Annotated in this window: 23 protein-coding genes (1 of these 23 running past the window's edge); 11 read left to right on the top strand and 12 right to left on the bottom strand. The window is 65.4% G+C overall.

What is annotated here, in order from left to right:
• Nucleotides 1-239: 239 nt before the first annotated feature.
• Entirely contained in the window at nucleotides 240-554 is a 315-nt protein-coding gene (locus AC2IR1_RS16605; protein ID WP_486473079.1) for a topoisomerase DNA-binding C4 zinc finger domain-containing protein, read from the bottom strand.
• Nucleotides 555-908: 354 nt separating this feature from the next.
• On the opposite strand from AC2IR1_RS16605, the gene AC2IR1_RS16600 reads away from it, so the two are divergent.
• Both AC2IR1_RS16600 and AC2IR1_RS16595 read left to right on the top strand, forming a co-directional pair.
• Nucleotides 909-1,301 (top strand): hypothetical protein, encoded by a 393-nt coding sequence (locus AC2IR1_RS16600; RefSeq protein WP_486473078.1) that lies wholly within the window; start codon nucleotides 909-911, stop codon nucleotides 1,299-1,301.
• 112 nt (nucleotides 1,302-1,413) lie between these two features.
• On the top strand, nucleotides 1,414-2,130 hold the full coding sequence (locus AC2IR1_RS16595; protein WP_486473077.1) for a hypothetical protein: 717 nt from the start codon (nucleotides 1,414-1,416) through the stop codon (nucleotides 2,128-2,130).
• Nucleotides 2,131-2,272: 142 nt separating this feature from the next.
• Here the strand turns inward: AC2IR1_RS16595 and AC2IR1_RS16590 are convergent, their stop codons facing one another.
• From AC2IR1_RS16590 to choX, 4 genes are all read right to left on the bottom strand, one after another.
• The gene (locus AC2IR1_RS16590) at nucleotides 2,273-3,274 is read right to left on the bottom strand and encodes a LysR family transcriptional regulator (protein WP_486473076.1); all 1,002 of its coding nucleotides are present in this window, start codon (nucleotides 3,272-3,274) and stop codon (nucleotides 2,273-2,275) included.
• Between the two features lie 226 nt (nucleotides 3,275-3,500).
• A complete protein-coding gene (locus tag AC2IR1_RS16585) occupies nucleotides 3,501-4,331 on the bottom strand; it encodes a helix-turn-helix transcriptional regulator (protein WP_486473075.1) in 831 nt (276 codons plus the stop codon).
• A 228-nt stretch (nucleotides 4,332-4,559) separates the two neighbouring features.
• Nucleotides 4,560-5,387 (bottom strand): alpha/beta fold hydrolase, encoded by an 828-nt coding sequence (locus tag AC2IR1_RS16580; protein WP_486473074.1) that lies wholly within the window; start codon nucleotides 5,385-5,387, stop codon nucleotides 4,560-4,562.
• Nucleotides 5,388-5,458: 71 nt separating this feature from the next.
• Nucleotides 5,459-6,382, bottom strand: a complete 924-nt coding sequence (gene choX / locus AC2IR1_RS16575) for a choline ABC transporter substrate-binding protein (RefSeq protein ID WP_486473073.1) — start codon at nucleotides 6,380-6,382, stop codon at nucleotides 5,459-5,461.
• 129 nt (nucleotides 6,383-6,511) lie between these two features.
• Between choX and betI the strand changes: the two genes are divergently transcribed.
• On the top strand, nucleotides 6,512-7,162 hold the full coding sequence (betI, locus tag AC2IR1_RS16570; protein WP_486473072.1) for a transcriptional regulator BetI: 651 nt from the start codon (nucleotides 6,512-6,514) through the stop codon (nucleotides 7,160-7,162).
• A 106-nt stretch (nucleotides 7,163-7,268) separates the two neighbouring features.
• Here betI and AC2IR1_RS16565 read toward each other — a convergent pair whose 3' ends face one another.
• Nucleotides 7,269-8,183: a LysR family transcriptional regulator gene (locus AC2IR1_RS16565; protein ID WP_486473071.1), complete on the bottom strand. Its 915-nt coding sequence runs from the start codon at nucleotides 8,181-8,183 to the stop codon at nucleotides 7,269-7,271.
• 218 nt (nucleotides 8,184-8,401) lie between these two features.
• On the opposite strand from AC2IR1_RS16565, the gene AC2IR1_RS16560 reads away from it, so the two are divergent.
• The 4 genes from AC2IR1_RS16560 (at nucleotide 8,402) to AC2IR1_RS16545 (ending at nucleotide 12,474) form a co-directional block, all read left to right on the top strand.
• Nucleotides 8,402-9,685, top strand: a complete 1,284-nt coding sequence (locus AC2IR1_RS16560) for a TRAP transporter large permease (RefSeq protein ID WP_486473070.1) — start codon at nucleotides 8,402-8,404, stop codon at nucleotides 9,683-9,685.
• A gap of 22 nt (nucleotides 9,686-9,707) precedes the next feature.
• Nucleotides 9,708-10,682, top strand: coding sequence for a TRAP transporter substrate-binding protein (locus AC2IR1_RS16555; protein WP_486473069.1), 975 nt, complete (start codon nucleotides 9,708-9,710; stop codon nucleotides 10,680-10,682).
• Between the two features lie 63 nt (nucleotides 10,683-10,745).
• Nucleotides 10,746-11,303 (top strand): TRAP transporter small permease, encoded by a 558-nt coding sequence (locus AC2IR1_RS16550; RefSeq protein ID WP_486473068.1) that lies wholly within the window; start codon nucleotides 10,746-10,748, stop codon nucleotides 11,301-11,303.
• Nucleotides 11,284-12,474 carry a M20 aminoacylase family protein gene (locus tag AC2IR1_RS16545; protein ID WP_486473067.1) on the top strand — a complete coding sequence of 397 codons (1,191 nt, stop codon included), beginning with the start codon at nucleotides 11,284-11,286 and terminating at the stop codon, nucleotides 12,472-12,474. Before AC2IR1_RS16550 ends, AC2IR1_RS16545 begins: the two co-directional genes overlap by 20 nt.
• Nucleotides 12,475-12,540: 66 nt before the next feature.
• Here AC2IR1_RS16545 and AC2IR1_RS16540 read toward each other — a convergent pair whose 3' ends face one another.
• The 6 genes from AC2IR1_RS16540 to AC2IR1_RS16515 form a co-directional block, all read right to left on the bottom strand.
• On the bottom strand, nucleotides 12,541-13,728 hold the full coding sequence (locus AC2IR1_RS16540) for an MFS transporter (protein ID WP_486473066.1): 1,188 nt from the start codon (nucleotides 13,726-13,728) through the stop codon (nucleotides 12,541-12,543).
• Between the two features lie 54 nt (nucleotides 13,729-13,782).
• Nucleotides 13,783-15,783 carry an alpha-amylase family protein gene (locus tag AC2IR1_RS16535; protein WP_486473065.1) on the bottom strand — a complete coding sequence of 667 codons (2,001 nt, stop codon included), beginning with the start codon at nucleotides 15,781-15,783 and terminating at the stop codon, nucleotides 13,783-13,785.
• A gap of 22 nt (nucleotides 15,784-15,805) precedes the next feature.
• Nucleotides 15,806-16,942 carry an ABC transporter ATP-binding protein gene (locus tag AC2IR1_RS16530; protein ID WP_486473064.1) on the bottom strand — a complete coding sequence of 379 codons (1,137 nt, stop codon included), beginning with the start codon at nucleotides 16,940-16,942 and terminating at the stop codon, nucleotides 15,806-15,808.
• Nucleotides 16,943-16,944: 2 nt separating this feature from the next.
• On the bottom strand, nucleotides 16,945-17,769 hold the full coding sequence (locus AC2IR1_RS16525; protein ID WP_486473063.1) for a carbohydrate ABC transporter permease: 825 nt from the start codon (nucleotides 17,767-17,769) through the stop codon (nucleotides 16,945-16,947).
• Nucleotides 17,770-17,773: 4 nt separating this feature from the next.
• Nucleotides 17,774-18,664 (bottom strand): carbohydrate ABC transporter permease, encoded by an 891-nt coding sequence (locus AC2IR1_RS16520; RefSeq protein ID WP_486473062.1) that lies wholly within the window; start codon nucleotides 18,662-18,664, stop codon nucleotides 17,774-17,776.
• 65 nt (nucleotides 18,665-18,729) lie between these two features.
• A complete protein-coding gene (locus AC2IR1_RS16515) occupies nucleotides 18,730-20,019 on the bottom strand; it encodes an ABC transporter substrate-binding protein (RefSeq protein ID WP_486473061.1) in 1,290 nt (429 codons plus the stop codon).
• Between the two features lie 303 nt (nucleotides 20,020-20,322).
• On the opposite strand from AC2IR1_RS16515, the gene AC2IR1_RS16510 reads away from it, so the two are divergent.
• The 4 genes from AC2IR1_RS16510 to AC2IR1_RS16495 all read left to right on the top strand — a co-directional run.
• Entirely contained in the window at nucleotides 20,323-21,351 is a 1,029-nt protein-coding gene (locus tag AC2IR1_RS16510; RefSeq protein WP_486473060.1) for a LacI family DNA-binding transcriptional regulator, read from the top strand.
• Nucleotides 21,352-21,518: 167 nt separating this feature from the next.
• On the top strand, nucleotides 21,519-22,580 hold the full coding sequence (locus tag AC2IR1_RS16505; protein ID WP_486473059.1) for a methionine ABC transporter ATP-binding protein: 1,062 nt from the start codon (nucleotides 21,519-21,521) through the stop codon (nucleotides 22,578-22,580).
• Nucleotides 22,570-23,244, top strand: a complete 675-nt coding sequence (locus AC2IR1_RS16500) for a methionine ABC transporter permease (protein ID WP_486473058.1) — start codon at nucleotides 22,570-22,572, stop codon at nucleotides 23,242-23,244. Before AC2IR1_RS16505 ends, AC2IR1_RS16500 begins: the two co-directional genes overlap by 11 nt.
• A gap of 30 nt (nucleotides 23,245-23,274) precedes the next feature.
• Nucleotides 23,275-23,447 carry the 5' portion of a MetQ/NlpA family ABC transporter substrate-binding protein gene (locus tag AC2IR1_RS16495; protein ID WP_486473057.1) on the top strand. Its footprint extends 607 nt past the window's final position, so the window shows 173 of its 780 coding nt (coding positions 1-173); the start codon lies at nucleotides 23,275-23,277; its stop codon lies beyond the right edge, outside the window.

Genomic DNA, 23,447 nt, shown 5'->3' with positions numbered 1-23,447 from the left:
TCTATTCCTCGTTGGCAATGACTGCTCTCGCGCAGAGACAGGACAGGGCGCTCAGATCGGTATAGAGGAAGGCTCGGAGGTTGAGAACCTCGGTCGCTTGAGAGCCTGCTGTGCTTTGCGCCTCTCCGCAAGGCCATGGGATCAGGGCCCGCATCCCAAACTTGGTTCCGTGCTGTTCCGCCTGTCTGCCCTTAGCTTGGGACATGCCAAGCGCGGAGACTGCATCGGATGCAAGGCCGTCAAATGGATTTTCTCGTGCCCTTGCACTTCGGGAAGCGGGAGCACCCCCAGAACTGCTGACCCGTCCGCTTGTTGGTCCTTTGGGACATGGGCGCGCCGCAGCGGGGGCAGGCCACAGGGTTGGCCTTCCGTTCCGTGGATTTCTGCCGCAGGTGCTGGACGTGCGCGCGTCTGGTTTCCCTTCCGGCTTTCAGGGCCCGGTTCCGGAGTTGCGACAGGAAACCGCGTACCTTCTCTTCGGAAAACTGAACGGTTCGTTGCACCAGGATGTAATGCGCCAGCGTTCGACGGCCCCAGAATACACTGGGCGGCATTGCAGCTGAAAGGGCCTGTCGCTTTGTGGCATGGCCATGGCCCGGTCGTGGGGCATTTCGTGACCGATCCTGCCCCGGTAGCAGGCCAGATCGCCACGACGTAACCCCTTTGGGTAGCTTTTTGCGGTTCTGACCAGATCGAAAGCGCAGGACCCGCGCGCGCGCCGCGCCGATGGGTTTACTCCGTCAGGTCGCAAAACCGGCTTCCTGTCCTCGAAATGGACAATGGACTTCACGTGAATTGCTGGTCGCTTCCCCGGAAAAGTAAGTTGATTTCGAGGTTTACACCTCAGTCCGCAGGTTCGGCCGAGGCTGCTCAGCCGAGCGAAACAGAAACCAACAGGAGTGATTGAAATGAAACTTTTCCTTATCGTGGCATCTGCTGCAGTCCTGACCGCAGGCGCCGCCTCGGCGCAGGTCGTCCTGGGAACGGGGACCTGGTCGGGCTCGGAGAGCGGTGCGATCGTCGCGGGCAACTCGGGCGCGGGTACCTTCGGTGGCCTGGCAGGGGCAAGCAACTCCAGCTCCATGGAACTGGCCAGCGCCGGCGCGGCGGAAGGCTACACGGTTCTCGGCCCGGGCGGTGCGATTTCCGGGTCCACCACCTCGACCATCGCGGTCGGCGGAGTTGAGAACACCTCGACCGCCGGTTCCTTCGGCTGGGGCGCGGCAGGTGCATCCGGTGGTTACACCGCCGGCAATGGCAGCAGCAGCGGCGCCTTCGGCGGCCTTGGCATCATGTTCTAGGGCCTGATGCCAGAGCCTGGCCTCGTCCCGACGGGCCAGGCTGGCCGGAGCAGCTATCCGAACGTACTGCTCCGGCCTCAACCCAGACCTCTGCGTTCGGGGAGGAGAAACAATGTTCAACGCAATCCAGAAAGTGCCCGTCAAATTGCTGGCAAACGCCGGCGCCCTCTGTGTCTCGGCCATGCTGGCCACGACCGCCGCCGGTCAGAGCGCCAACAGCGGCGCCAGCTCCAGCTCGGCCAGTTCGGCCCAGGTGTCGACCACCTCAAACGCCTCGGCGGGAGGCGGCCATTCCAACGCCCAGATCTACCTGGACCAGAGTACGCCGGGTGAGATCACCACGAACCACAGGTATGGCGGCAGCTACACCGTGCGCTCGGCGCCCGCCGTTCAGCCGCCGTCGATGGGGTCCGGGCATCCGTGTTCGCTGTCGGCGAGCGTGGGCATCTCGCTGATCGGTGGCGCTGCGGCCGGGGGGAACTCCCGCGTGGACGAAGCCTGCCTGCTGGCGCAGATGGGGCAGGGCAGTGCGGCCCTGATCATGATCGCCCGCCGCGATGCGGAGGCCTGCCTGGCCCTGCGGCAGGTGGGCACCATCCCGCCCGACAGCGTCTGTTCCGCGAACGAGCGGCGACAGGCCATCCAGGTGCAGCGTGCGTCCTTTGCGGCAACGGCGCCGCGTACTGCCCCCACTCGGGCGACGCGTCCGCTCTCGAGCTACGTGACTTGCTCTCGTCGTGAAGACGGCGCGATCCTCGCGCGAAAGCTGCGGGGCACCCCGTTCAGCGATGAGCAGGTGGCCAGCTACTGTCGCTCGCAGATGCAGTGATAGCCCCCTCATCGCTGCATCGGTCCTGCCCCGGTAGTCCCGGCCGGGGCAGGGCACTTCAATCCGCAATCGCGCCGGTTTCATCCCCGGCGCGATTTCATTTGCGCCGGTTCCACTTGGGCGGGTTTCACGTTGTCCGACTTCACGTGGGCAGGGGGACTGGATCCGGGCAGGCGGTCGCGGCGGGCAATGTCCGCGCATAGTGATCGCGCAGGGCGCGGGTCAGGCTGCGGAAGTAGCCTGCGAAGGTGGGAACCGCCATGAGGTGGCGCGGGATGGCCAGGACCATGGCCTGGGATGTCAGGCCGGTATCGTAGAAGGCCACCGTTTCGTGCACCCGTTCCGGCAGGTTGCTCCGCAGTGTCATCGAGATGTGGCAGGTGGCCAGGCCTGCCGCCACGATCTCGACCGCGCCCAGGTGCAGGTCGCTCATGTAGTAGGGGGAGGCGGCGGACAACTTGGTCCTGTACCAGGTCGCGCTGGTGTCGGCCCATTCGTGGGGGGCATGCACCACGACGCGGTTCTGCAGCGGAAGGGGCAGGTTGGCGGGCCGGGAGTCTCCGCACAGGATATCGCGGACAAGCGCGGGATCGACCGACCTGGGCACGGCCCAGAGGATGCGATCCGTGTAGATCTCCTCCGACAGGAGGGAGTGGGTCTGTTTCATCCCCTCGGTCATGGCCAGCAGGCCGACCCGCGCCTTGCGGATCGCGATATATTCCAGCAAGGCCGCGCTGGACGGCGCCAGGCTGACCGTGAACTCCGAAAAGGCGGGCATCGCATGGGCTTCCGACGCCGCAATGCCAAGGGCGCGCCCGGCGTGGGAAGGGATGGTGGCAAAGCTCATCTTGTAGCGATTTTGCCCGAAGAGTTCGCTGTGCCGGTTCCGCCCGTCGTCAAGCTCGGTCAGGACGCAGCTGGCGGTGCGCGCCCACAGCTCTCCGGCGCCGGTCAGGACGCCGGGGCGCCCATGGTCGCGGTTCACCAGCTCGGTGCCGAGGGCACCTTCCAGCTTTGCAAGCTGCGCAGAGATCGTGGGTTGGGTGAGGCCGAGGAGTTTCGCGGCCTTGCGGATGGATCCGGCGCTGGCGATGCCGTTGAGCACCTCCAGCTGGCGTATTGTTATGGGCTTCGAGCAGGTCATCTCACAGCTCCGATACAGGTTAAACAACCACCGGACCCCGCTCCCGACCATCGAAGTCCGACGTATACTAGGTAATTCGCCAATCTAATCATGAAGTTCGGCCGTCAGACCAGACCGATTTCCGGTCAGCTGTCCGGCGGCTGTGCCTGCTGCGCGGCAGCATTTCACGCCGCAACACGGCATCCGGCCCGGGGCAGGGCGGTCGCCTTGCCCCGGGCCGGGCGCCTCAGGCGTTGGGGGCGGAGTGCGCGCCGCTGTCGGTCGATCCGTCCCCGGCACTCTCCCGCAGGAAACGGATCGCGGCTTCGGTCCTGTTGGTGACGCCAAGCTTTCCCATGATCCGGTGGATATGGAGCTTTACCGTATGTGCTGAGACAGACAGGTCGCGCGCAATGACCTTGTTCGGTCTTCCGGCGGCGACAAGGCGCAGCACTTCCTGCTCCCGCGGGGTGAGGCTGGTGATTGCATCATCCGTTGTTCGATCCCGCCCGTTGCCGGGCATGGCGGCCTCCGGGTCGTCGGATGGATCGGCAGGTGATGCATGGGGTGGGGCCAGGGGTGGGGCCAGGGCGAAAGCGCAGGACGGCAGGTAGTGTTCTCCGCAGTTCAGCAAACGCAGTAGCTGGATCCAGGCCGTGAGGTTGAGGTTCATCGGCAGGATGCTGATGCCGAATGTCACCAGGTTCGGGCATTCGTGCTGGGCCAGCAGCGCCGCCCCCTGATCGGTGCGCACCGCAAGGGCCAGGCGGATTGCACGCATCTCTCCCCTGCGTTGTCGGAGGAAGGCGAAAAGGTCGTCCGCCTGTCGCTCATCCACCACCAGAAGCCGCGTGGGCGGCGTGCCCCGGGGGCGGTTGTCCAGGGTGACCAGCGCCCAGGACAGGAGGTCGGGACATCGCGTGGCGCGAATGGCGTCGAACTCCGTTTCGATCGTGCGCAGCACGATGTCGGAGAACAGCGTGCCCGACCCTATGAAGGTGAAAAGGCTGCTGTCAGGTGTTGTCGTATTGTCTTCTTCATTTGCAGGCCCAAGCTCCGCTCCCCCCGGTTCTCGCATGGGTACCCCCCTTTCTGGCTTAGGTGGGTGGCCTGTCCTGGTGCCCGGTGCAGAAGCGGGCTGCCACCCTTCCTTAGGCCCCCGAAGCTATCAGAAATCGACGAGGCGTTAATCTATTCAGGGGAAAGGGTTTCCCTATCACCCGTACGTGCAGGGGCAGTATCGGGGGTGAGAATGAAGCGCTTGCCCCCCCCGGGGGCACCACCCTGTGCCCCCGGCGATCTGCTGTCAGTGGGTCCTGGAACCTGCATGCGCGGCCAGCCAGTCGATGCACTGCCGGCAGGCTTCGGCATCAATCCAGTGGCCCAACCCGGACAGCTCCGAATAACGCGCCTGCGGCATCCGCGCAGCCATGGTCCGGGCAGAGCCGGGCGGGATGCAGGGATCCTTGTCGCCATGCAGGAAAAGGGCGGGCACCTTCAGGTCCGCCAGGGCTGCCTGCCAGGGCGGGGTCGTCGTGATGGCCAGCGCCTGTCGCAGGTAGCCGCCGTCGTCCTCTGCGCGATCGGCAAGAGCCCGGGCGATCTGGCGGTTCTCCTCGCTGTGGCGGGGCAGCAGCCCCAGCGAGAAATGCGCGTTGCTGTCCCGGATCGCCTCCTCTGCCGCGGGGCCGGAGGGGAAGGGCAGGAAGAAGAGCTCCATCAGGTGACGGGAGCGCTCCGTCGCCATCACGGTCGCCAGCCCGCCGGTGCTGGAAAGGGAGGCCAGGCAACGTACCCTGTCCGGCGCGCGGATGCTGATGAGCTGGGCGATCATGCCGCCCATGGAAAAGCCGGCGCAGGCGAAGGTCTCCAGACCCAGGTGGTCTGCCAGCGCCAGCACGTCATCGGCCATGTCGGTCAGCCGGTAGGGGGCAAGCGCGGGGGCGCTGCCGGACCAGGAAAAGCCTTCGGGAACAGCGGGATAAGAAGTGCCGTACCGCGCCGACAGCCCGCTGTCGCGGTTGTCGAGGCGGATCACGCGGAAGTCCTGCGAGAGGCGTTCGATCAGCATGTTCGGCCACTCGATCAGCTGCATGCCGAGGCCGGCGATCAGAAAGATCGCCGGTGCCGACATGGGGCCGTCCTGCCGATAGCAGATCCGGCCCCCGTTCAGATCCGCGAACCGATCCTGCGTCGAAGGGCTGCTCAAAGACCCAGGTCCGCCTTGACTGCCGGCAGGGCCGCGCTGCCGTCCATGGCAGATACGCCATCCAGCCAGCCGTCCAGCGCCTCGGGATGCGCCGCGATCAACTTGCGCGCGGCCTCTTTCCCGCTCAGGCCGTCATCCAGGATGTAGCCCATGCCCTCGCTCTCCATGTCGACATCGAAGGTCAGCTGGGTCAGCAACTTTCCGACCTCGGGACATTCGCTGACATAGCCCTGCCGGGCCTGGGTCGAGACGGTGGCGCCGCCAAAGTTCGGGCCATAATAGGCATCCCCGCCTTCCAGGTATTTGAGGTCGAAGTTGGTATTCATCGGATGCGGCGCCCAGGCCAGGAAGACGATCCAGTTCTCGCGCCGGACCTCGCGGGCGACCTGCGACAGCATCCCCTGTTCGGAACTTTCCACGACATCCCAGTCGCCCAACCCGAACTCTCCTTTGTTGACGATATCCAGCATGATCTCGTTCGACCCGGGCTCGATCCCGTAGAGCTTGCCGTCGAATTCGTCCTCATGGGCGGCCAGGTCCGCGAAGGAATGCACGCCGGCCTCGTAGACGTAGGAAGGAACGGCCCAGGTGAATTTCGCACCTTCCAGGTTGGTGTGGATCGTCTCGATCGCCCCGCTTTCCCGGTAGGCGTCGAAATATGTCTCCATCGCGGGATCCCAGTATCCCATGAAAACGTCCAGGTCGCCGCGCTGCATCGCCTCGTAGATCACCGGGATGCCCAGGACGTCCGTCTTCGTCTCATGCCCCATGCCTTCAAGCAGCACCTGCGTGACTGCGGTGGTCAGGGCCAGGTCGGTCCAGCCCGGCTCCGCCAGCCGGACCAGGGAACATTCGTCGGCCTGGGCGGGCAGGGCAGCGGTCAGGGCAAGAATGCCGGCGGAGCAGAGAAGCTGTTTCATGTCGTTCGTGATCCTTTTGGATTATAGATTGACCGAATGGTTTATCAACTTAAGCCTCGAATAGATTGATCGTTGAGTCAATCTAAATTAGGAGGAGCCCAGCAAGGGCGCGCGAAGGGGAGAGCCAGGGTGGGTCGAAGAGATATCTCCAAGCTCCGGCGGGCGGAGTATGCGGCTGCGGCCTACCGCGCGTTGATGCGACACGGCAACGAGGGGACCTCCCTGGCCCGCGTGGCAGAGGAAGCCGGGGCGTCCAAGGCCAATGTCCTGCATTATTTCAAGAGCAAGGAAGCACTGCTGGCAGCCGCGCTGCGCCACGCCAATGCAGAGCTCCTGCAGGAAGCGGTGCTGCTGCTGGGGGAGGCGCAGACGCCGCTGGAACGTATCTATGCTGTCGTAGAAACGAACCTGTCCCCGACCTCCTTCCGGCCGGAGGTGGCCCATGCCTGGATCGCGCTTTGCGCCGGGGTGCCCCATGTCCCCGCCTACCAGCGGATCCAGACGGTGATCTATGCGCGCATGCGCTCCAATCTCATCGGCCCGCTTCGCAGCCTGCTGCCCGAAGACGACGCCGCACTGATGTCAGACCTGATGACCACGGCGATCGACGGGATCTGGCTGCGGTGCGGGCTCAGCCTTGCGGGGGTCACCCAGCAGGAAGCGCGCGCGCAGCTTGAAGCGGTGCTGGACGCCCGCCTGCCGGACAGTGAGGCCCGGCGCGCGGCCCGTGTGCGCATGGCAGAGGTCGCCCGGATCCTGATCAAGGCCCGCCGGTCCTGACGGTCAATCCTGGCGGCCCGGAATAGCGGCCCGCAATGAGGGCCCGAACAGTCTGCCCAGCTTTCCACCTGTGCTGAAAGGCGTTTTCGGCGCTGCTGCGCGGCGGTCATCGCGCCGCGGCGCGCGCCGCAAGCCTTGCATAGGCCTGACGCATGGCCGTGACGAAGGTGACAACCGGGGTGCGTTCCGGTCGGGCTGCCAACTGCGTCACCGTCAGTTCCAGCGAAAGTTTGACCGACAGCGGCAGGATCCGCATCCCGGTGTCGGTGATCGACGCGGCCGATATCTGGTCCACCACGGTGCAGGCCCCCGCGCCCTGGGCGAGGCTGACCGCGAAGGGAATGCTGAGCGCGGTCAGACGCTGCCGGGGCAGGATGCCGCGCCGTGCCAGTTCCTCTGCCACGAGGGATCCCAGGGGGGCATGGGCGTTGTGGTTGACGAAATCCGCATCGTGCAGCCAGGCGAGGTCAAAGACCTCTTCGTCGGCGCGGGGGTGGTCGGGGGGCAGGACCGCGACCAGGGGCATCTGGCCGATCGACCATTGCTTCAGCTCCGGGCGTCCGCCCCAGGCGCCGCCAACCGCCAGGTCGATGGATCCTTCGCGCAGCGCGGGCAACTGCTGGCTCTGACGGCCTGCATCCACGACGATCTCCAGGTCGGGAAACTGCCGGTAGAGGGTTCCGACGGCCTCTGCCATCACCGCCCCTGACAGCGCGGCGGTGCCCATGATCCGCAGGGCTTCCTGCTGGCCGCGCCGGATCGAGTCGACCGATTGTTCCACCTGGCTGAGCCTTTCGAACAGACCGCCGCTTTCGGCATAGAGGCGCTGTGCCTCCCAGGTGGGTTCCAGCCGTCCCGATACATTGCGGAACAGCACGATCCCCAGCTCGTCCTCGAAGATCTGCAGGTGCCGGCTGACCGTGGGTTGCGACAGGCGCATGCGACGGGCGGCCGCGCTGACGCTGTCGGTTTCGAAAACGGTACGAAAGACCTGAAGCCTGTGCAGGTTGATGCCGTCCATCTCGTCTCCGCTCTGCCTCTTTCTTCATCAAACGCCGAAGCGGGCCCCGGGGCTGCCCCTGCCGAAACCGCGTGTTTTTGACAGGCGGTTGGGCCAGCTGGCCGCGATTTCCCCTGCATGTTCAGTGCAAGCCATAGCTCCTGCGTATGGGGTTTGCAAAATTTATCGTATTGCCTATGGGCGGTCAGTTGCCTTGTTTCCCCCCAAAGGAGACATTGATGCCGATCTTACCCTTCCTCTTTCTCTTCGCGACGCTGCTCTCGGGCTCGGCCATCGCCTATTTCGTCGGTGGCGCGACCATCGTCGGCTTCTTCACCCAGGACCAGGCGCGCTACCTCGCGGCATTGCCGCAGCGGGCCATGAGCCAGCTCGATGTCTTCGCCTTCCTGGCCATGCCGCTGTTCATCCTCACGGGCGAGCTGATGAACCGGGGCGGGGTGACCCAGGCACTGATACGCTTTTCCCTGTCCATGCTGGGCCGCTTCAAGGGCGGCATGGCCCATGTGAACATCATGACCTCGGTCTTCTTTGCCGGGATCTCCGGCTCGGCCACCGCCGATGCGGCGGCCCTGGGTAATACCCTGGTCCCGGAGATGGAGCGCCAGGGCTATTCCCGTGACTACGCGGCGGCGATCACGGCGGCCTCGTCGATCATCGGGCCGATCATTCCGCCCTCGATCATCCTGATCTTCTACGGTGCGCTGCTGAATACCTCGGTGGTCGCGCTTTTCGCGGCGGGCGTGGTGCCGGGGCTGCTGCTGGCGGCGGTGCTGATGGTGGTCAATGCCTACATGGCGCATCGCCACGGCCATCCCGGCGGCAAGGGGGCCGAGATCCCTGCCTTCTGGCCCTCCCTGCTGCAGGCGCTGCCCGCGCTGTCGCTGCCGGTGATCATCCTGTCGGGGATCCTCTTCGGCTTCATGACCCCCGCAGAAGCAGCGGGCGTCGCCTCCATCGCGGCGCTTGCGGTGGGGATGTTCTACGGCAAGCTGACCCTGCGCGACGTGCATGAGGCGCTGACCCGCACGGTGATCCTCTCGGGCGCGGTCTTCATCATCCTCGTGGCCGTGGCGACCTTCGGCTACCTCACCTCGGTCGAGCAGCTGCCGCGCAAGCTGGCGGAACTGATCGGGGAAATCGGCCTGAACGCCACCGGCTACATGATCGTGCTGAACCTGATCTTCCTGGTCGCCGGCATGGTGATGGACGTGAAGGCGGCCGTTGCCCTGCTGGGGCCGCTGCTGATCCCGCCGGCCATCGCCCTGGGCGTCGACCCGGTGCACATGGGCATCCTGATCGGCTTCAACCTCACCGTCGGGCTGCTGACGCCCCCGCTTGGTGGTGTCCTGCTGATCCTCTCGACCGTGGTCGATATCGGCTACTGGCGCCTGGTGCGCGCGACGCTGCCCTTCCTTGTGGTCGAACTGATCCTGCTGGGCGTGCTGATCTACGTCCCCGCGATCTCCCTGACCCTGCCGAGATACCTCGGCCTCATCAACTGACCCACCCAACAGGAGAAAACAGATGAAAAAGACCCTTCTTGCCGCCACCGTCAGCCTTGCGGCGCTGACCGGGACCGCAGCGATGGCCATGGATGACGTCGTTGTCGCCTTCGCCGGGACCGAAGACCTGAAGAACGACGCGGAATACGTCTTCATCCACGCCTTCGCCGAAAGCCTGGAGGCCCACGGCGTCACCGTCACCGTGCACCCCTCCAACACCATGGGCAAGGAAAGCGACCGTTTCGACCAGACCTCCCAGGGGCTGATCGCCGTGAACGTCGGCAACGGCGGCTCCCTGATGAAGGCCTCCAAGTGGGCTTCGACCCTCTTCCTGCCCTTCCTGACCTCCGACGAAGCCTCCTTCGACCGCATGGTCGAGGAAAGCGGCGCGCTTGACCGGATCAACGAAGAAGCCTCCCGCCTGGGCATCCGGGTCGCGGGCTTTGCCATGCGCGGCGGCACCCTGGGCCTGTTCAACACCGAAAAACCGGTGACCACCCTGGCGGACGTGGCCGACATGCGCCTGCGCGCCCAGAACGGCGACCAGGTGACCTTCATGGCTGCATGGGGCGCCAAGCCCACCGTCGTCAGCTGGGCAGAGACCCCCAACGCCCTGCAGACCGGTGTGGCGGTTGGCCACTTCAACCCGCCCTCCACCGTCGTGGCGGCCGGCCAGGTGGAACTGCTGGACTACTTCACGCCGCTGAACGCGGGCCCCGTGCCCAAGGTCATCATGCTGTCGGATGACTGGTACGCCTTCCTGACCGAGGAAGAGCAGGGCTGGGTCGACGAAGCCATCGCGCACGGTGTCTCCGTCAACCGCGAATGGGCCCTCGAACAGGCACCCTACTTCGAGCAGACCATCCAGGACGGCGGGATCGAGATCACGCCGCTGGAAGAAGGCGAACGTCAGAAGTTCGTCGATGCCTCCCGCTCGGTCTGGAACCAGATCGTACCGCAGGAAGACGTCGATTTCATCTCGCAGTTCGTCGAGTGATCGAACCGGGGGCGCGGCACGGGCCGCGCCCCTCCTTCCCGTTCCCCTTCAGCGGAGCCTGACATGAAATCCCTTGCAAACTTCCTGGATGCCCTCAGCTACGGCATCGACCGGGTGCTGCGCCTGATTGCCCTTGTCGGCCTGGTGCTGATGGTCGGCTTCATCGCGCTGCAGGTCGTGGCGCGCTACGGGTTCGCCGCGCCCCCCGCCTGGACGGAAGAGGCCGCGCGCTACGCGATGGTCTGGGTCGGTCTGCTGGGGGCGGCGATCTCCTTCCGCACCGGGTTCGACCCGCGCCTGGTGAAACTGCCCGCGACCTTCCCCCGCCCGGTGCTGGCCCTGGCGGCGGTGCTGCGCGGTGCGGCTGTCGTGGCCTTTCTCGGGCCGATCCTCTTCTATTGCTTCTACGGGCCCGGCATGAACCCGGCCCGCTCCTTCCTGGCACGCAATCTCTACACCTCGGCAGAGACCTTCGACATGCCGACGATCTTCGTCGCCGTGACCGTGCCAATCTTCATCATCGCCATCTTCGTGCATGGGCTGGCGCATTGCGCGCGCGGCCTGGCCGGACCGGTGGCAGAGACGACCGAAAGACCTTCCCATGCCCCTGATCACGCCTGAGGACCTGCGCGCCGATACGGACTTCATCGACCGACTGACCGCGCTGCGCCAGGACATCCACCGCCATCCCGAAACCGCGTTCGAGGAATTTCGCACCTCCGATCTGGTTGCCGCGCGGCTGACCGAACTGGGCCTGGAAATCCATCGCGGCCTGGGTGGCACCGGCGTCGTGGGGACGCTGAAAGGCAAGCGACCGGGGCAGCGGGTCATCGCCCTGCGGGCCGACATGGACGCGCTGCATATCGAAGAACAGACCGGGCTTTCCTATGCTTCCGAAGTGCCGGGCAAGATGCATGCCTGTGGCCATGACGGGCACACCACCATGCTTCTGGGCGCGGTGGAGAAGCTGGCCGCCGATCCCGATTTCGCAGGGACCGTGCATTTCATCTTCCAGCCCGCCGAAGAGGGGCTGGGCGGCGCGCGTGTCATGATTCAGGACGGGCTTTTCGATCTCTTCCCCTGCGATGCTGTCTACGGGGTGCACAATGCGCCCAAGGAACCCTTGGGCTGGGTCGGCACTCGCCCGGGGCCCTTCATGTCGGCGGGCGATACCTGGGAAGTGATCTTCGAAGGGACCGGCGGGCACGGGGCCATGCCGCACATGGCCACCGATCCGACCATCCCCGCGGGGCAGTTCATCGCTTCGTTGGCCCAGATCATTTCCCGCAAGGTTCCGGCGACGGATCCGGCGGTCATCTCCGTCGGGCATATTGATGCGGGGGCCTATGACAGCCCCAACATCATCCCGTCGCGGGTGGTCGTTCGCGGCACCGCACGGTCCTACCGGCCCGAGGTGCGCGACACGCTGGAGCAGTGCATCGGCAGCTTCGCCGAAAGCTGCGCGATGCCGCATGGCGTTTCTGCCCGGCTGATCTACACGCGGCGCTATCCGCCCCTGGTGAATACGGCCGAGGAAGTGGAGCGCGCGACAGCCGCCGCCTCCGCCGCGGTGGGGGAAGGCATGGTCAACCCCAAGGCGCCGCTGGCCGGCGGGTCCGAAGACTTCTCCTTCATGCTGGAAAAGGTGCCCGGCGCCTATGTCATGATCGGCAACGGCGATGGTCCTGACGCGGCCTTCGTTCACACGCCGACCTACGATTTCAATGATGCGCTGATCCCGATCGGGGTTGCCTACTGGCTCAATCTGGTGGCCACCGAACTGGGTCAGTGACCGCAGCGGATCCCTGAAAGAAGGCCTCTCCCGATCCCCGGGGGAGGCCTTTTGTCGTCGCAGCGTTCAGATACCTGCGGGTCCTCTGCGCGGGGCGGCCCGCTCCGCCAGATGCGTGATGCCGACCATGACGATCCCCGCACAGGCCAGCCCGGCGCCCACGACGCCGGTGATCCCCCAGCCGTGACCGGAGGACAGCATCAGCCCCGCACAGAGCGCGCCGATCGCATTGGCGGCGTTGAAGGAGGCGTGGTTGAGGGCAGAGGCCATGCCCTGCGCATCCCCCGCAACAGCCATCAGACGCATGTGCAGCGGGGTCGAGATGCTGGTGCTCGGCCCCAGCAGGAAAACGGCCAGGATCATCAGCTGCCAGTGGCCGAAGACCAGCGCGTAGAAGAGCGCGACCACGGCCAGGAAGGCGTAGATGAGGAAGGTCGTGCCCAGCGGAGACCACTCCGCCAGCCGCCCGACCACCAGGTTGCCCAGGATCCCGCCGATGCCGAAGGCCGACAGCGCCAGCGGAATGGCCCATTCCGGCGCCCCTTCGATATCCAGGATCGCGGCACTGAAGTAGGTGTAGACGGAAAAGACGCCGCCAAACCCGATGGCCCCGGTCAGCAGAACCAGCAGCACATCGCGGTTGATCAGCGCCCCCAGCTCCTTCAGCGGGTGCTGCCGGGGGCGGCGTGGCGCTTCGGGCGCCCAGCGGAAGATCATCGCGCAGGCCAGCCCGGCCAGCGCCGCGACCACCACGAACATGCAGCGCCAGCCGAAGAGCTGCCCCGCCGCCCCCGCGACGGGCACGCCGATCACGTTGGCGACGGTCAGCCCCATCAGCACCCGCGTCACGCCCACGGCCTTGCGCCCCGCAGGCCAGAAGTCCGCCGCATAGAGCGCGGCAATCCCAAGATAGGCGCCATGGGGCAGGCCGGATATGAACCGCAGCGCCGACATGCTCGTCATCGTCGGGGCAAAGGCGTTGGCCAGGTTGCCCAGCCCGATCGCCGCCACCAGCAGGATCAGCAGCCGCTTGCGCGGCACCTGGGCGCCCAGGATCGAACACAGGGGCGCGCCCACAACGACCCCCAGGGCATAGGCGCTGATCGCTTCGCCCGCCCTGGGTTCGCTGACCCCGAGGTCGGCGGCGAAATAGGGCAACAGGCCCATGGCTGCGAACTCCGACACGCCCAGGGCAAAGGCACCGAGGGCGAGGGAGAGTGTCGTCAGCATCAGCTGACGCGCGTTACTCGTCATGTGGGAAGCTCCGGAGGGAGGGGGATCGCCCGGTGGCGATCCCCGCCTGGCAGTTCAGTCCGCGTAGGCGATTTCGACCATGCCGTGCCCATCCAGGCGCGGCAGCGTGAAGGAGATCCGGTCGCCCGTGGCCTCGAAGTCGATGGTGCGCCCCTCGGGGACCATCGTCACGGAGGAGACGGCGCCGCGCGGCGTCAGGGTGATCTCGATGTCCGACAGGGGGGTAATGTCCTGGATCGGCTGGATCTCGTTGCCCATCAGGTTCCCCCGCAGGGCCGGCGTGGCGTAAAGCAGGTGCATCACGTCGCGCGCCTGATCCGGCTGCGCCCGCAGCGTCACCCGGCCGGCCCGCGGCAGGCTCGTCGCCACCATCGGCGCGCGGCCAAGGGCATGTGCGATGACCTTCTCCGCGATCTCCAGCATCCGAACGGCGCCGGTCTTGTGATAGGCGGTGAAGATCGGATGGGCGACCTGGATGAAACTGCCCTTCTCGACGATGCCGGCAAAGCCCGTGGGATCCAGCCGGCAGGGCGCGTGGATATGCCCGGAGAAGTGATCGCGTCGCCGGTCCATGTAGGGATCGTGGATGTCGGCCAGGCTGGTCCCATCCGTCAGCTTCAGCTGTTCCGACGGCAGGTACATGAAATGCGGCTCGTCGATCCCGTCGGCCTGCAGCGCGGCCACCGGCTTCAGGTAGTCACCGCCCGTCATGGCAGAGGTGCCTTCCCAGGTCGCGCCGATGTCGAAGACGGGACCCGCCTCGTGATCGATCCCCGATGACCCGGTGAGCAGAACGCGACCACCTGCATCGGCGAAGGCCTCGATCCTGGCCTTCAGGGCGGCATCGACGGGCACGCTGTCGGGCAGGATCAGCAGGGCATATCGGGTGAAATCGCTTTCAGTATCGACCACGTCGAACAAGAAACCGCCTTCCAGCAGCACGCGGGAGGCACCCTCGTCGGCGGTCTGGTTGCGTTCCGGGGCGCCGGACAGGTTCGTCCCGGTCACCGCTTCGCGGGACAGCAGGGCGATGTCGGCCCGGTTCACCGTCTTCTCGATCCAGGGTTCGCAGGCTTCGACATGGGCGTAGGCCGCGCTGATGACGTTCATCGTCGATCCGTCTATCCGCCCGGTCGGGTGCAGGTGATCCCCGATGGAGCACAGCGCGCCCTGTGCCAGCATGGCCCCGCATTCGTATCGCAGCGCCTCGGGCCGCTTGTAGCCACCGATCTCCCCCCAGGTGAAATGGAACTTGCCGGTCATGCCCAGGAAGGGAATGCCCAGGGTGTCGACGTAGCGCGCGGACAGCGGGAAGTGGTCATAGCCCCAGCCCGCGGTCGGCAGGCTCTCCAGCTCCAGGTGGGTGAAGTAGGAGGAAACCTTCTCCCGGTCGCCGCGCCGGATGTGGCCGGAGTTGAAGAAGATCGGCATCTCCGGATCGTACTTGTGAACGGCCTCGTTCACCGCCTCGTAAAGGCGGGGCACAAGCAGGGCCGCGTGCTGTTCGACGTGTTCGGGGTTGGTCCAGTCCAGGCCTCGCGCGGTCATCGCGGCCTTGGCCGCCTCGGACACCGAAGGTGGGTTGAAGCAGATGTCGATGAAGATGCCGTCGCCATCGGGGTAGCGGCGCATGACCTCTTCGACCTGCTGGCCCAGGTAGTCGATGTAGCCCGACGCGAAGTCGAGGAAGAGCCAGCCGGTCGGGTCGTTGGGCGACCGGTGATGCTTGTCGTCCAGGCCGACAGTCAGCCATTCGGGATGGGTGCGTGCGGCGTAGTCGTCCCAGGCGGCGGACAGGTAGATCGGCGCCTTGATGTCGACCGAATGCAGCGCATCGATCTGGGCGCGCAGCAGGTCGAAGTCCAGCCCGGGGTGCATCTGGCCGACCTCGGTCGGATGATAGCTCAGCCCGTGGTGGCACTTGGAAAAGACGGTCACGCTGTTCACGTGGGCCTGCTTGAAGGCCTGTGCGAAGGCTTCGGCATCGAAGTTCTGTCCGATACCCTCGATCAGGCCGGAGGTATGGAAATCAAGGTGGATCTGGCGGGAACGCATGGGGGTCTTTCTTGAAACGGTATTACTTGCCGAAACGGATGGTCTGGCCATCGGCGTCGAACAGGAAGAAGGCGGTCGGATCGACCGAAAGGGACAGGGCGTCGCCATGACGCGCGGTGACCTGGCGGGGGGCCTGGATCGACAGGTAGCCGTCCTGGCTTTCCCCCTCGATCGCGCGCAGCGGGCCCGCATCCGCGAAAAGGACGGTCTCGCGGCCCAGGCTTTCGACGATGGCCACCTTCGCGGGAATGCAGAGGGAGGCAGAGGCCGGGCCGTCGCCGACGTAGATCGCTTCGGGGCGCAGGCCCAGGCGCAGCTCCGCACCCGTAGCCGGCAGCGGCGCGCCCGGCTCCAGGTCCAGGGTGACCGGGCTGTCCTGGCCGGGCAGGGACAGGGTGACCTGTCCGGGGGCCGTCGCGGTGACGGTGCCGGTGATGAAGTTCATGCGCGGCGCGCCCAGGAACCCCGCGACGAAGATGTTCGCAGGCCGGTTGTAGAGCTCCAGCGGCGCGCCCATCTGTTCGATCCGGCCGGCATTCAGCACGACGATGCGGTCGGCCATGGTCATGGCCTCCGTCTGGTCGTGGGTGACATAGACCATCGTGGCCTTCAGCTCCGCATGCAGGCGACCCAGTTCGATCCGCATCTGCGTGCGCAGCGCGGCGTCGAGGTTGGACAGCGGTTCGTCGAACAGGAACAGCTCCGGGGCGCGGGTGATCGCGCGGCCGATGGCGACCCGCTGCTTCTGGCCGCCGGACAGGGCCTTGGGCTTCTTGTCCAGGTGTTCGGTGATCCGCAGGATGCGGGCGGCTTCCTCTACCGCGGCGCGGACTTCCGCCTTGGGCTTCCCGGCGGTCTTCAGGGCGAAGCCCATGTTTTCCGCCACCGTCATATGCGGGTAGAGCGCGTAGTTCTGGAACACCATGGCGACCCCCCGCTGGGAGGGTTCGACATGAGTGATGTCGCGCCCGTTCAGCAGGATTTCCCCTTCGGAGACCTCCTCCAGCCCGGCGATGGAGCGCAGGAGGGTCGACTTGCCGCAGCCGGAAGGCCCGACCATGACGACGAATTCCCCGGGCTCCGCTTCGAAGCTGACGCCGTGAATGGCCTGGTAGTCATTGTAACGCTTGATGATGTTTCTGAGCTGAAGGCTGGGCATGATCACTTTCCGAGGCCGGTCAGCGAGCGCACGAAGTGGCGCTGCGCGAAGATGAAGACGATGACGAGGGGCAGCGTTGCGATGGCAAGACCTGCCATCAGGGCGGGCCAGTCGGCCGAATACTGCCCGGTAAGGCCGTAGATCCCGACGGGCAGGGTCCGCACCTCCGGATCGGTCAGCAGCAGCAGCGCCAGCAGGAATTCGTTCCAGTTGAACACCGCCTGGAAGATCGCGGCCGAAGCCACGGCCGGGCCCGACAGGGGCAGCACGATCTTCATGAAGATGCGAAACCGCGAACAGCCGTCCAGCCGCGCCGCCTCTTCCAGCTCCCGCGGGAATTCCAGGAAGAAGGCGTAGAACAGCATCGTCGTGAAGGGGATCCCGTAGGCCGCGTTCGGCAGCACGATCGCGAAGCGCGAATTCAGCAGCCCGGCGGAGGAGATCATCTGGTAGAGCGGCACCAGCACCGATTGCACCGGCACGGCGAAGCCCGCGATCACCAGCAGGTAGAGCGCCTTCATGTACCAGCTCTCGGACCGGGCCAGCACGAAGGCCCCGAGGCCCGAGATGATCACGATGGCAAGCACCGACAGCGTCGTCACCAGGGTGGAGTTCCACAGGAAACGGCCGATGCCCACGCCCCAGGCGCGTTCGAAGGCGGCGAAGTCGAAGCTCGACGGCAGGCCGAGCGGTTTCATGAAGATCTCCGCCTGGGACTTGAAGGCGGCAATCAGCATGATGAAGATCGGGATCAGCACGAAGAGCGACCAGATGGTCATGACCAGGTGCAGCCCGATGCGGACGATATTGAAACGGGAAGCGGTCATTGGGTCAGCTCCGGCGCGACAGGCGCATCTGCAGCCAGCCGAAGATCATGGCGATGACCAGCAGCACGACGGAAATCGCGTTGGCATAGCCCATGTTCCCCAGGGTGAAGGCCTGCAGGTAGGTGTAGGTGCCCAGCACCTGGGTGGCATTGGCGGGGCCGCCGCCGGTGGTGACGAAGACCAGGTCGAAGACCTTCAGCGCCCCGATGAGCGAAATCAGCGCGCCCACGATCAGCACGTTGCGGATGCCGGGCAGGGTGATGTGCCAGAAGGCATGCGCCCCCTTCGATCCGTCCAGCGCGGCAGCTTCGTAAAGGTTCTGGGGAATGGCCTGCATGCCGGCCAGGATCAGCACCATCTGGAAGCCGACATTCTGCCAGGCGGCAATCAGGATCAGGATCCACATGGAGATATGGGGGTCGCCCATCCAGCCCAGCTTGGGCGTGGGCAGGCCCATGCCCTTCACCACGGCGTTCAGCGGGCCGAAGTTCGGATCCAGGATCAGCAGCCACATGAAGGAAATGGCGATCGCGGAGACCACGACGGGCAGGAAGATGATCGTCCGGTAGACGGTGTTGCCGCGCTTGACGCCCCGGTCGAGGATCGCGGCAAAGATCGCGCCCAGGCCGACCTGCGTGACGATGGAGCCCACGACGATGAAGGCATTGTTCTTCAGGGCAATCCAGAAGACGGGATCGTTCGCGGCGCGCAGGTAGTTGTCGAGGCCCACGAAGGTCCAGTTGGTCGATGTGATCGAGAACTGGAAGAAGGAGCCGAAGAAGGCCACCACGGCGGGGCCGTGGATGAACACCACGATCAGGAGGAGCATGGGCAGCAGCATGGCGATATTCGCCGTGCGGTCGCTTTTCGCTCTGGAAGGGCTTTTGGCGGGCATCGGGGATCTTGTTCCTGGGAAGGAGCGCTCACCGCCAAAGCAGGGCGGTGAGCGCGGGGCAGGGCTTACTTGGAAGCCTGAACTTCGAGGGCGGCCGCGCGCACCATGTCCACGGCTTCTTTCGGGGTCTTGGTGTGGTTCAGCACTTCGACGGTGGCATTCAGGTAGGCTTCGGCCACGGCACTGGGCAGCAGGACGTCAAGCACGTTCACCCCGGCAGAGAAGGTCGCGACGTCGTCGGCGATCCAGCGGAACTGGTCGGACAGGCCTTCGACCTCGTCCAGCTTTTCGGGGTTGGACGACATCAGCCCGGTCAGCTCGGTGAAGCGGGCGGAGTTTTCGGCGTCGACCAGGAAGGACAGCCATTCGACGGCTTCCTTGGGGTGCGCGGTCTTGGCGCTCACCTGGTAGCCTTCGGGCACCAGGAAGTTGGCATTGGGGTCGCCCTTGCCGTCGGTCACGGCGGGGAAGCGGAACATGGCGTAGTTCTCGAACCCGGCATTGGCCTGGTTCGTGGTGCACCAGGAGCCGCAGTATTCCATCGGCGACGCCTGGCTGGAGAACATCATGTCCGCGATGGCGTAGTCCGTCGCGTTCGGCGCATCCTCGAAGCAGCCGGCCTCCTGGGCGTCCAGCAGCTTCTGGAAGGCGCCCGTATAGCCGGGATCGGTGTAAAGCTCATCCGCCGGGCGGGAGAGGTCGTAGTCGGCGGCAGTGCCTTCGATGCCGACCATGCGCTGGTTCAGCGTGGTCATCCAGTGGACGGCCTTCCAGCGGGTCTTGTTGCCAAGTGGCATCGGCACGGTGTCCGGGTCGATCTCGCGCACGGCCTTGCACAGGCCCAGCATGTCATCGAAGGTTTCCGGCGTGGAAAGGTCGTGTTCGGCGAAATAGTCGGTGTTGTAGAAGAAGTACTTCGTCACCGCGTCCGCCGGCACCCCGTAAAGCTTGTCGTCGACCTCGAAGGCGGTCAGCCAGCCGGCGCCGAGGAACGTCGCGAAACCGCCGTCGGCCTTGGCGTAGTCGGTGATGTCCAGGGCCAGCCCGTCTTCTGCCAGGCGTTTTGCATCGTCGCCGGACCAGTTGAAGAAGATGTCGGGGCCGTCGGAGCCCACCAGCGCGACCTGCAGGCCGGTCTTGTAGGGGTCGCCCGGGAAGGTCTGGTGCTGGATCGTGACGTTGGGGTGGGTTTCCTGGAATTTCGCGGCGGCTTCGGCGATGAATTCCTTGTAGCCCGCGTTGTCCAGCGTCCACATCTTCAGCGTGATGTCTTCCGCCATGGCCGGTGCCGCGAACAGGCTGGCCCCCAGAAGCAGGGACGCCGCGAAGCGGGATTGGAGCGCGTGTTTCGTCATTGTGACCTCTCTGTCATGTGGTCCGGTTGGGGCGGACCGGCGAGATTGTAAAAACCTTTTTATAGGAAGAGGCATCCGTTTCGGCGGGGCAGCTCGCAACGTCAAACTGCGCTAAAACAGCATAAAACAGCCACCTTAACGCCGGAGATCGCGTGGTCTTGCGAGAATTTGGGCAAAAAATGTGCGCATACCTGGGCGTTTGGATTTTGCGAAGGGCGTGGGGTATCCGAATTTTGTAAAAACGTTTTTATATCGCGGGTGAGCTGGCTAGTTTGATTCGAGCGCAGCACCAGGGGGGGCGGAATGGCGAATATTCGGGATGTGGCCAAGCGGGCCGGGGTCGCCATTTCGACGGTCTCCTTCACCCTCAACGGGACCGGACCGGTCAGCGAGGAGACGCGCCGCAAGGTGCTGCAGGCGGTCGAGGAGACGGGCTATCGCCCCAACACCCTCGCCCAGAGCCTCAAGCGCGGTCACTCGAAGATGCTGGGCCTTGTCCTTGGTGACATCGGCAACCCCTTCTTCGGGCGGCTGCTGCGCCAGATCGAGACGCACACCTTTCAGCAGGATTACATCCTCGTGGTGGCCGACACCAATTCCCAGTCGGAGCGTGAACGGCAGGTCCTGTCGCAACTGCGCCGCAACCAGGTCGGCGGCGTGATCATGGCGCCGCTCTCCACCGGGGAGGATTTCGCCGCCTACCTGCGGGACCTCGACATGCCCGTCGTGCTCATCGACCAGGAGGTCGAGGGGGCGGGGCTGGATTTCGTCGGCTCCAACCACCGGCAGGGCACCCGCATGCTGACGGACTACCTTATCCGCATGGGGCATGAACGCATTGCCTTCCTCGGCGGGGACCCTCGCATGTCTGCCGCCGGGCTGCGGCTGGCGGGCTACCAGGATGCGCTCTCCGCCGCCGGGCTGCCCCTCGATCCTGCCATGCTGGCCGAGGCGAAATACTCCGGTGAGCGCGCGCACGACATGACGACCCAGCTTCTGACGGCCCCCGACCGGCCAACTGCCATCCTGGCGGCGAACAACATGATGGCCCTGGGCGCCCTGCGCGCGATCCAGGAACTGGGCTTCCGCTGCCCCGATGACATCTCCCTCGTCGGCGTCGACGATGTGCCCTGGGCGGATGTCATCACCCCGCGCATCACCTCTGCCTGCCAGTCGATAGAGGAGCTTGGCGAAATGGCGACGCGCTTCCTGCTCGACCGGATAGAGAACCGGGCGGGTCAGATCCCGCCCCGGCGCCACATCATCGCCCCGCGCCTGGTGCCGGGCGGCTCCTGCGCGCCGCCGGCGGGGAAGGGCGCGCGCGCCGGCTGACCCCCTCCTCCCCGCAGTTGTCATCATTGCGCGCCGCAGCCTGATGTTTCGGCAGGCCCGGTGCATTGTAAAAATTCTGCCTCTCTGCGCCGCCGTGGGGTTGTTCCTTCCGTGCTGTTACTATCTACCGCTCACCGACAGGAATTACCGGAGGCAACCGAAGCGGTATGCAGACTGACACCACGACAGGCGCGGCCATTACCTTCGACAAGGTCGGGAAGTCCTTCCCCAAGAAGGGCGGCGGCAGCGTCATGGCGCTGGAAGACATCTCCCTGAGCGTCGAACCGGGCACCATCACCGGGATCATCGGCCGATCGGGCGCGGGCAAGTCCACGCTGCTTCGCATGGTCAATGGTCTGGAAAAGCCGACCTCGGGCCAGGTCCTGGTCGGCGGTCGCGACGTCGGCGCGGCCACGGGCGCGGCGCTGCGCGGCATCCGCCGCGAGGTCGGCATGATCTTCCAGCACTTCAACCTTCTGGCCTCCCGCACGGTCTATGAAAACGTCGCGCTGCCGCTGGAAATTTCGGGCACCCCCGGGCGTGACATCAAACCCCGGGTGGAGGATCTGATTGCCCGCGTCGGGCTGCAGGACTTCCGCAACCGCTATCCGGCCGAACTGTCTGGCGGGCAGAAGCAGCGTGTGGGCATCGCCCGGGCGCTGGCGACCCAGCCCAAGGTCCTGCTGTCGGACGAGGCGACCTCGGCCCTGGACCCGGAAACCACCGAAACGGTGCTGCGCCTGCTGGCCGACATCAACCGCGACCTCGGTTTGACGATTTTGCTGATCACGCACGAAATGGCGGTTGTCCGCGATATCGCCAGCCATGTCGCGGTAATCGACGGCGGCCATATCGTCGAGGAAGGCCCTACCTACGATGTCTTCACGGCACCGCAGCACGCCACGACGAAAAGCTTCCTGTCCAGCGTGACCGGGGTGACCGTGCCGGAATTCATCGCCCGCCAGATGCTGCCCGACAGGCCCGAAGGTGCCGCACGCGAAGTGCTGCGCATCACCTTCATCGGGGAAAACGCCACCGACCCGCTGCTGGCACGGATGAGTGCAGAGCTCGGGTTGCAGGTGAACATCCTCGCCGGCGCCATCGAGGAAATCGGCCCGCGCCCCTTCGGCAACCTGCTGATCTCGGTCGAGGCCGACCGCGCGTCAGAGGTTCACGCCTTCCTCGCGCAGCATAAACAACGCACGGAGGTTCTTGGCTATGTCCGCTAACCTGATCCACATGCTGATGGAAGCGACCTGGCAGACTATATACATGGTCGCCGTTTCCACCCTGCTGGGGGCGCTTGGCGGTCTGCCGATCGGTGTCTTCCTGGCCTGCTCGCAAAAGGGCGAACTGCTTTCGGCGCCGCTGGTGAACAAGGTGTTGGGGATCATCGTCAACGCGACCCGCTCCGTGCCCTTCATCATTCTCGTGGTGGCGATCATTCCCTTCACCCGACTGGTGGCGGGGACCTCGATCGGCACCACGGCGGCCATCGTGCCGCTGACCATCGCCGCGGTGCCCTTCATCGCCCGCCTGGTGGAAAACGCCATCCGCGAAGTCGACAGCGGCCTGATCGAGGCGGCGCGCTCCATGGGGGCGACGCCGATGCAGATCATCCGCAAGGTCCTGATCCCCGAAGCCCTGCCGGGCATCACGCTTGGCCTGACCCTCGCCGTGGTCAGCCTTCTGGGCTACTCGGCCATGGTCGGTGCCGTCGGTGGCGAAGGCCTGGGCGATCTGGGCATCCGCTATGGCTACCAGCGCTTCATGCCCGAAGTCATGGGCCTGGTCGTTCTCATCCTCATCGTCCTCGTGCAGCTCGTCCAGACCATTGGTGAATGGATTGCCCGCCGCGTGGACAAACGGGCGCCCCGCAATCGCGGCGCCTGATCCAACCCTTTCGAGAGAGGAGTTCTTCGAATGAAAAAACTGATGACGCTTGCCTCCGTCCTGGCGCTGACCGCCGGTGCCGCCGCAGCAGAGGACTGGGATATCCGCGTGGGTGTTTCCCCGGGCCAACACGGCGAGATCATGGAAGAGGTCGCCAAGGTGGCCGAACCCATGGGCCTGCATATCGACGTGATCGAATTCTC

The sequence above is a fragment of the Pseudooceanicola sp. NS-SX8 genome (assembly GCF_057380755.1).
This window is presented reverse-complemented; position numbering and strand designations above follow the sequence as displayed.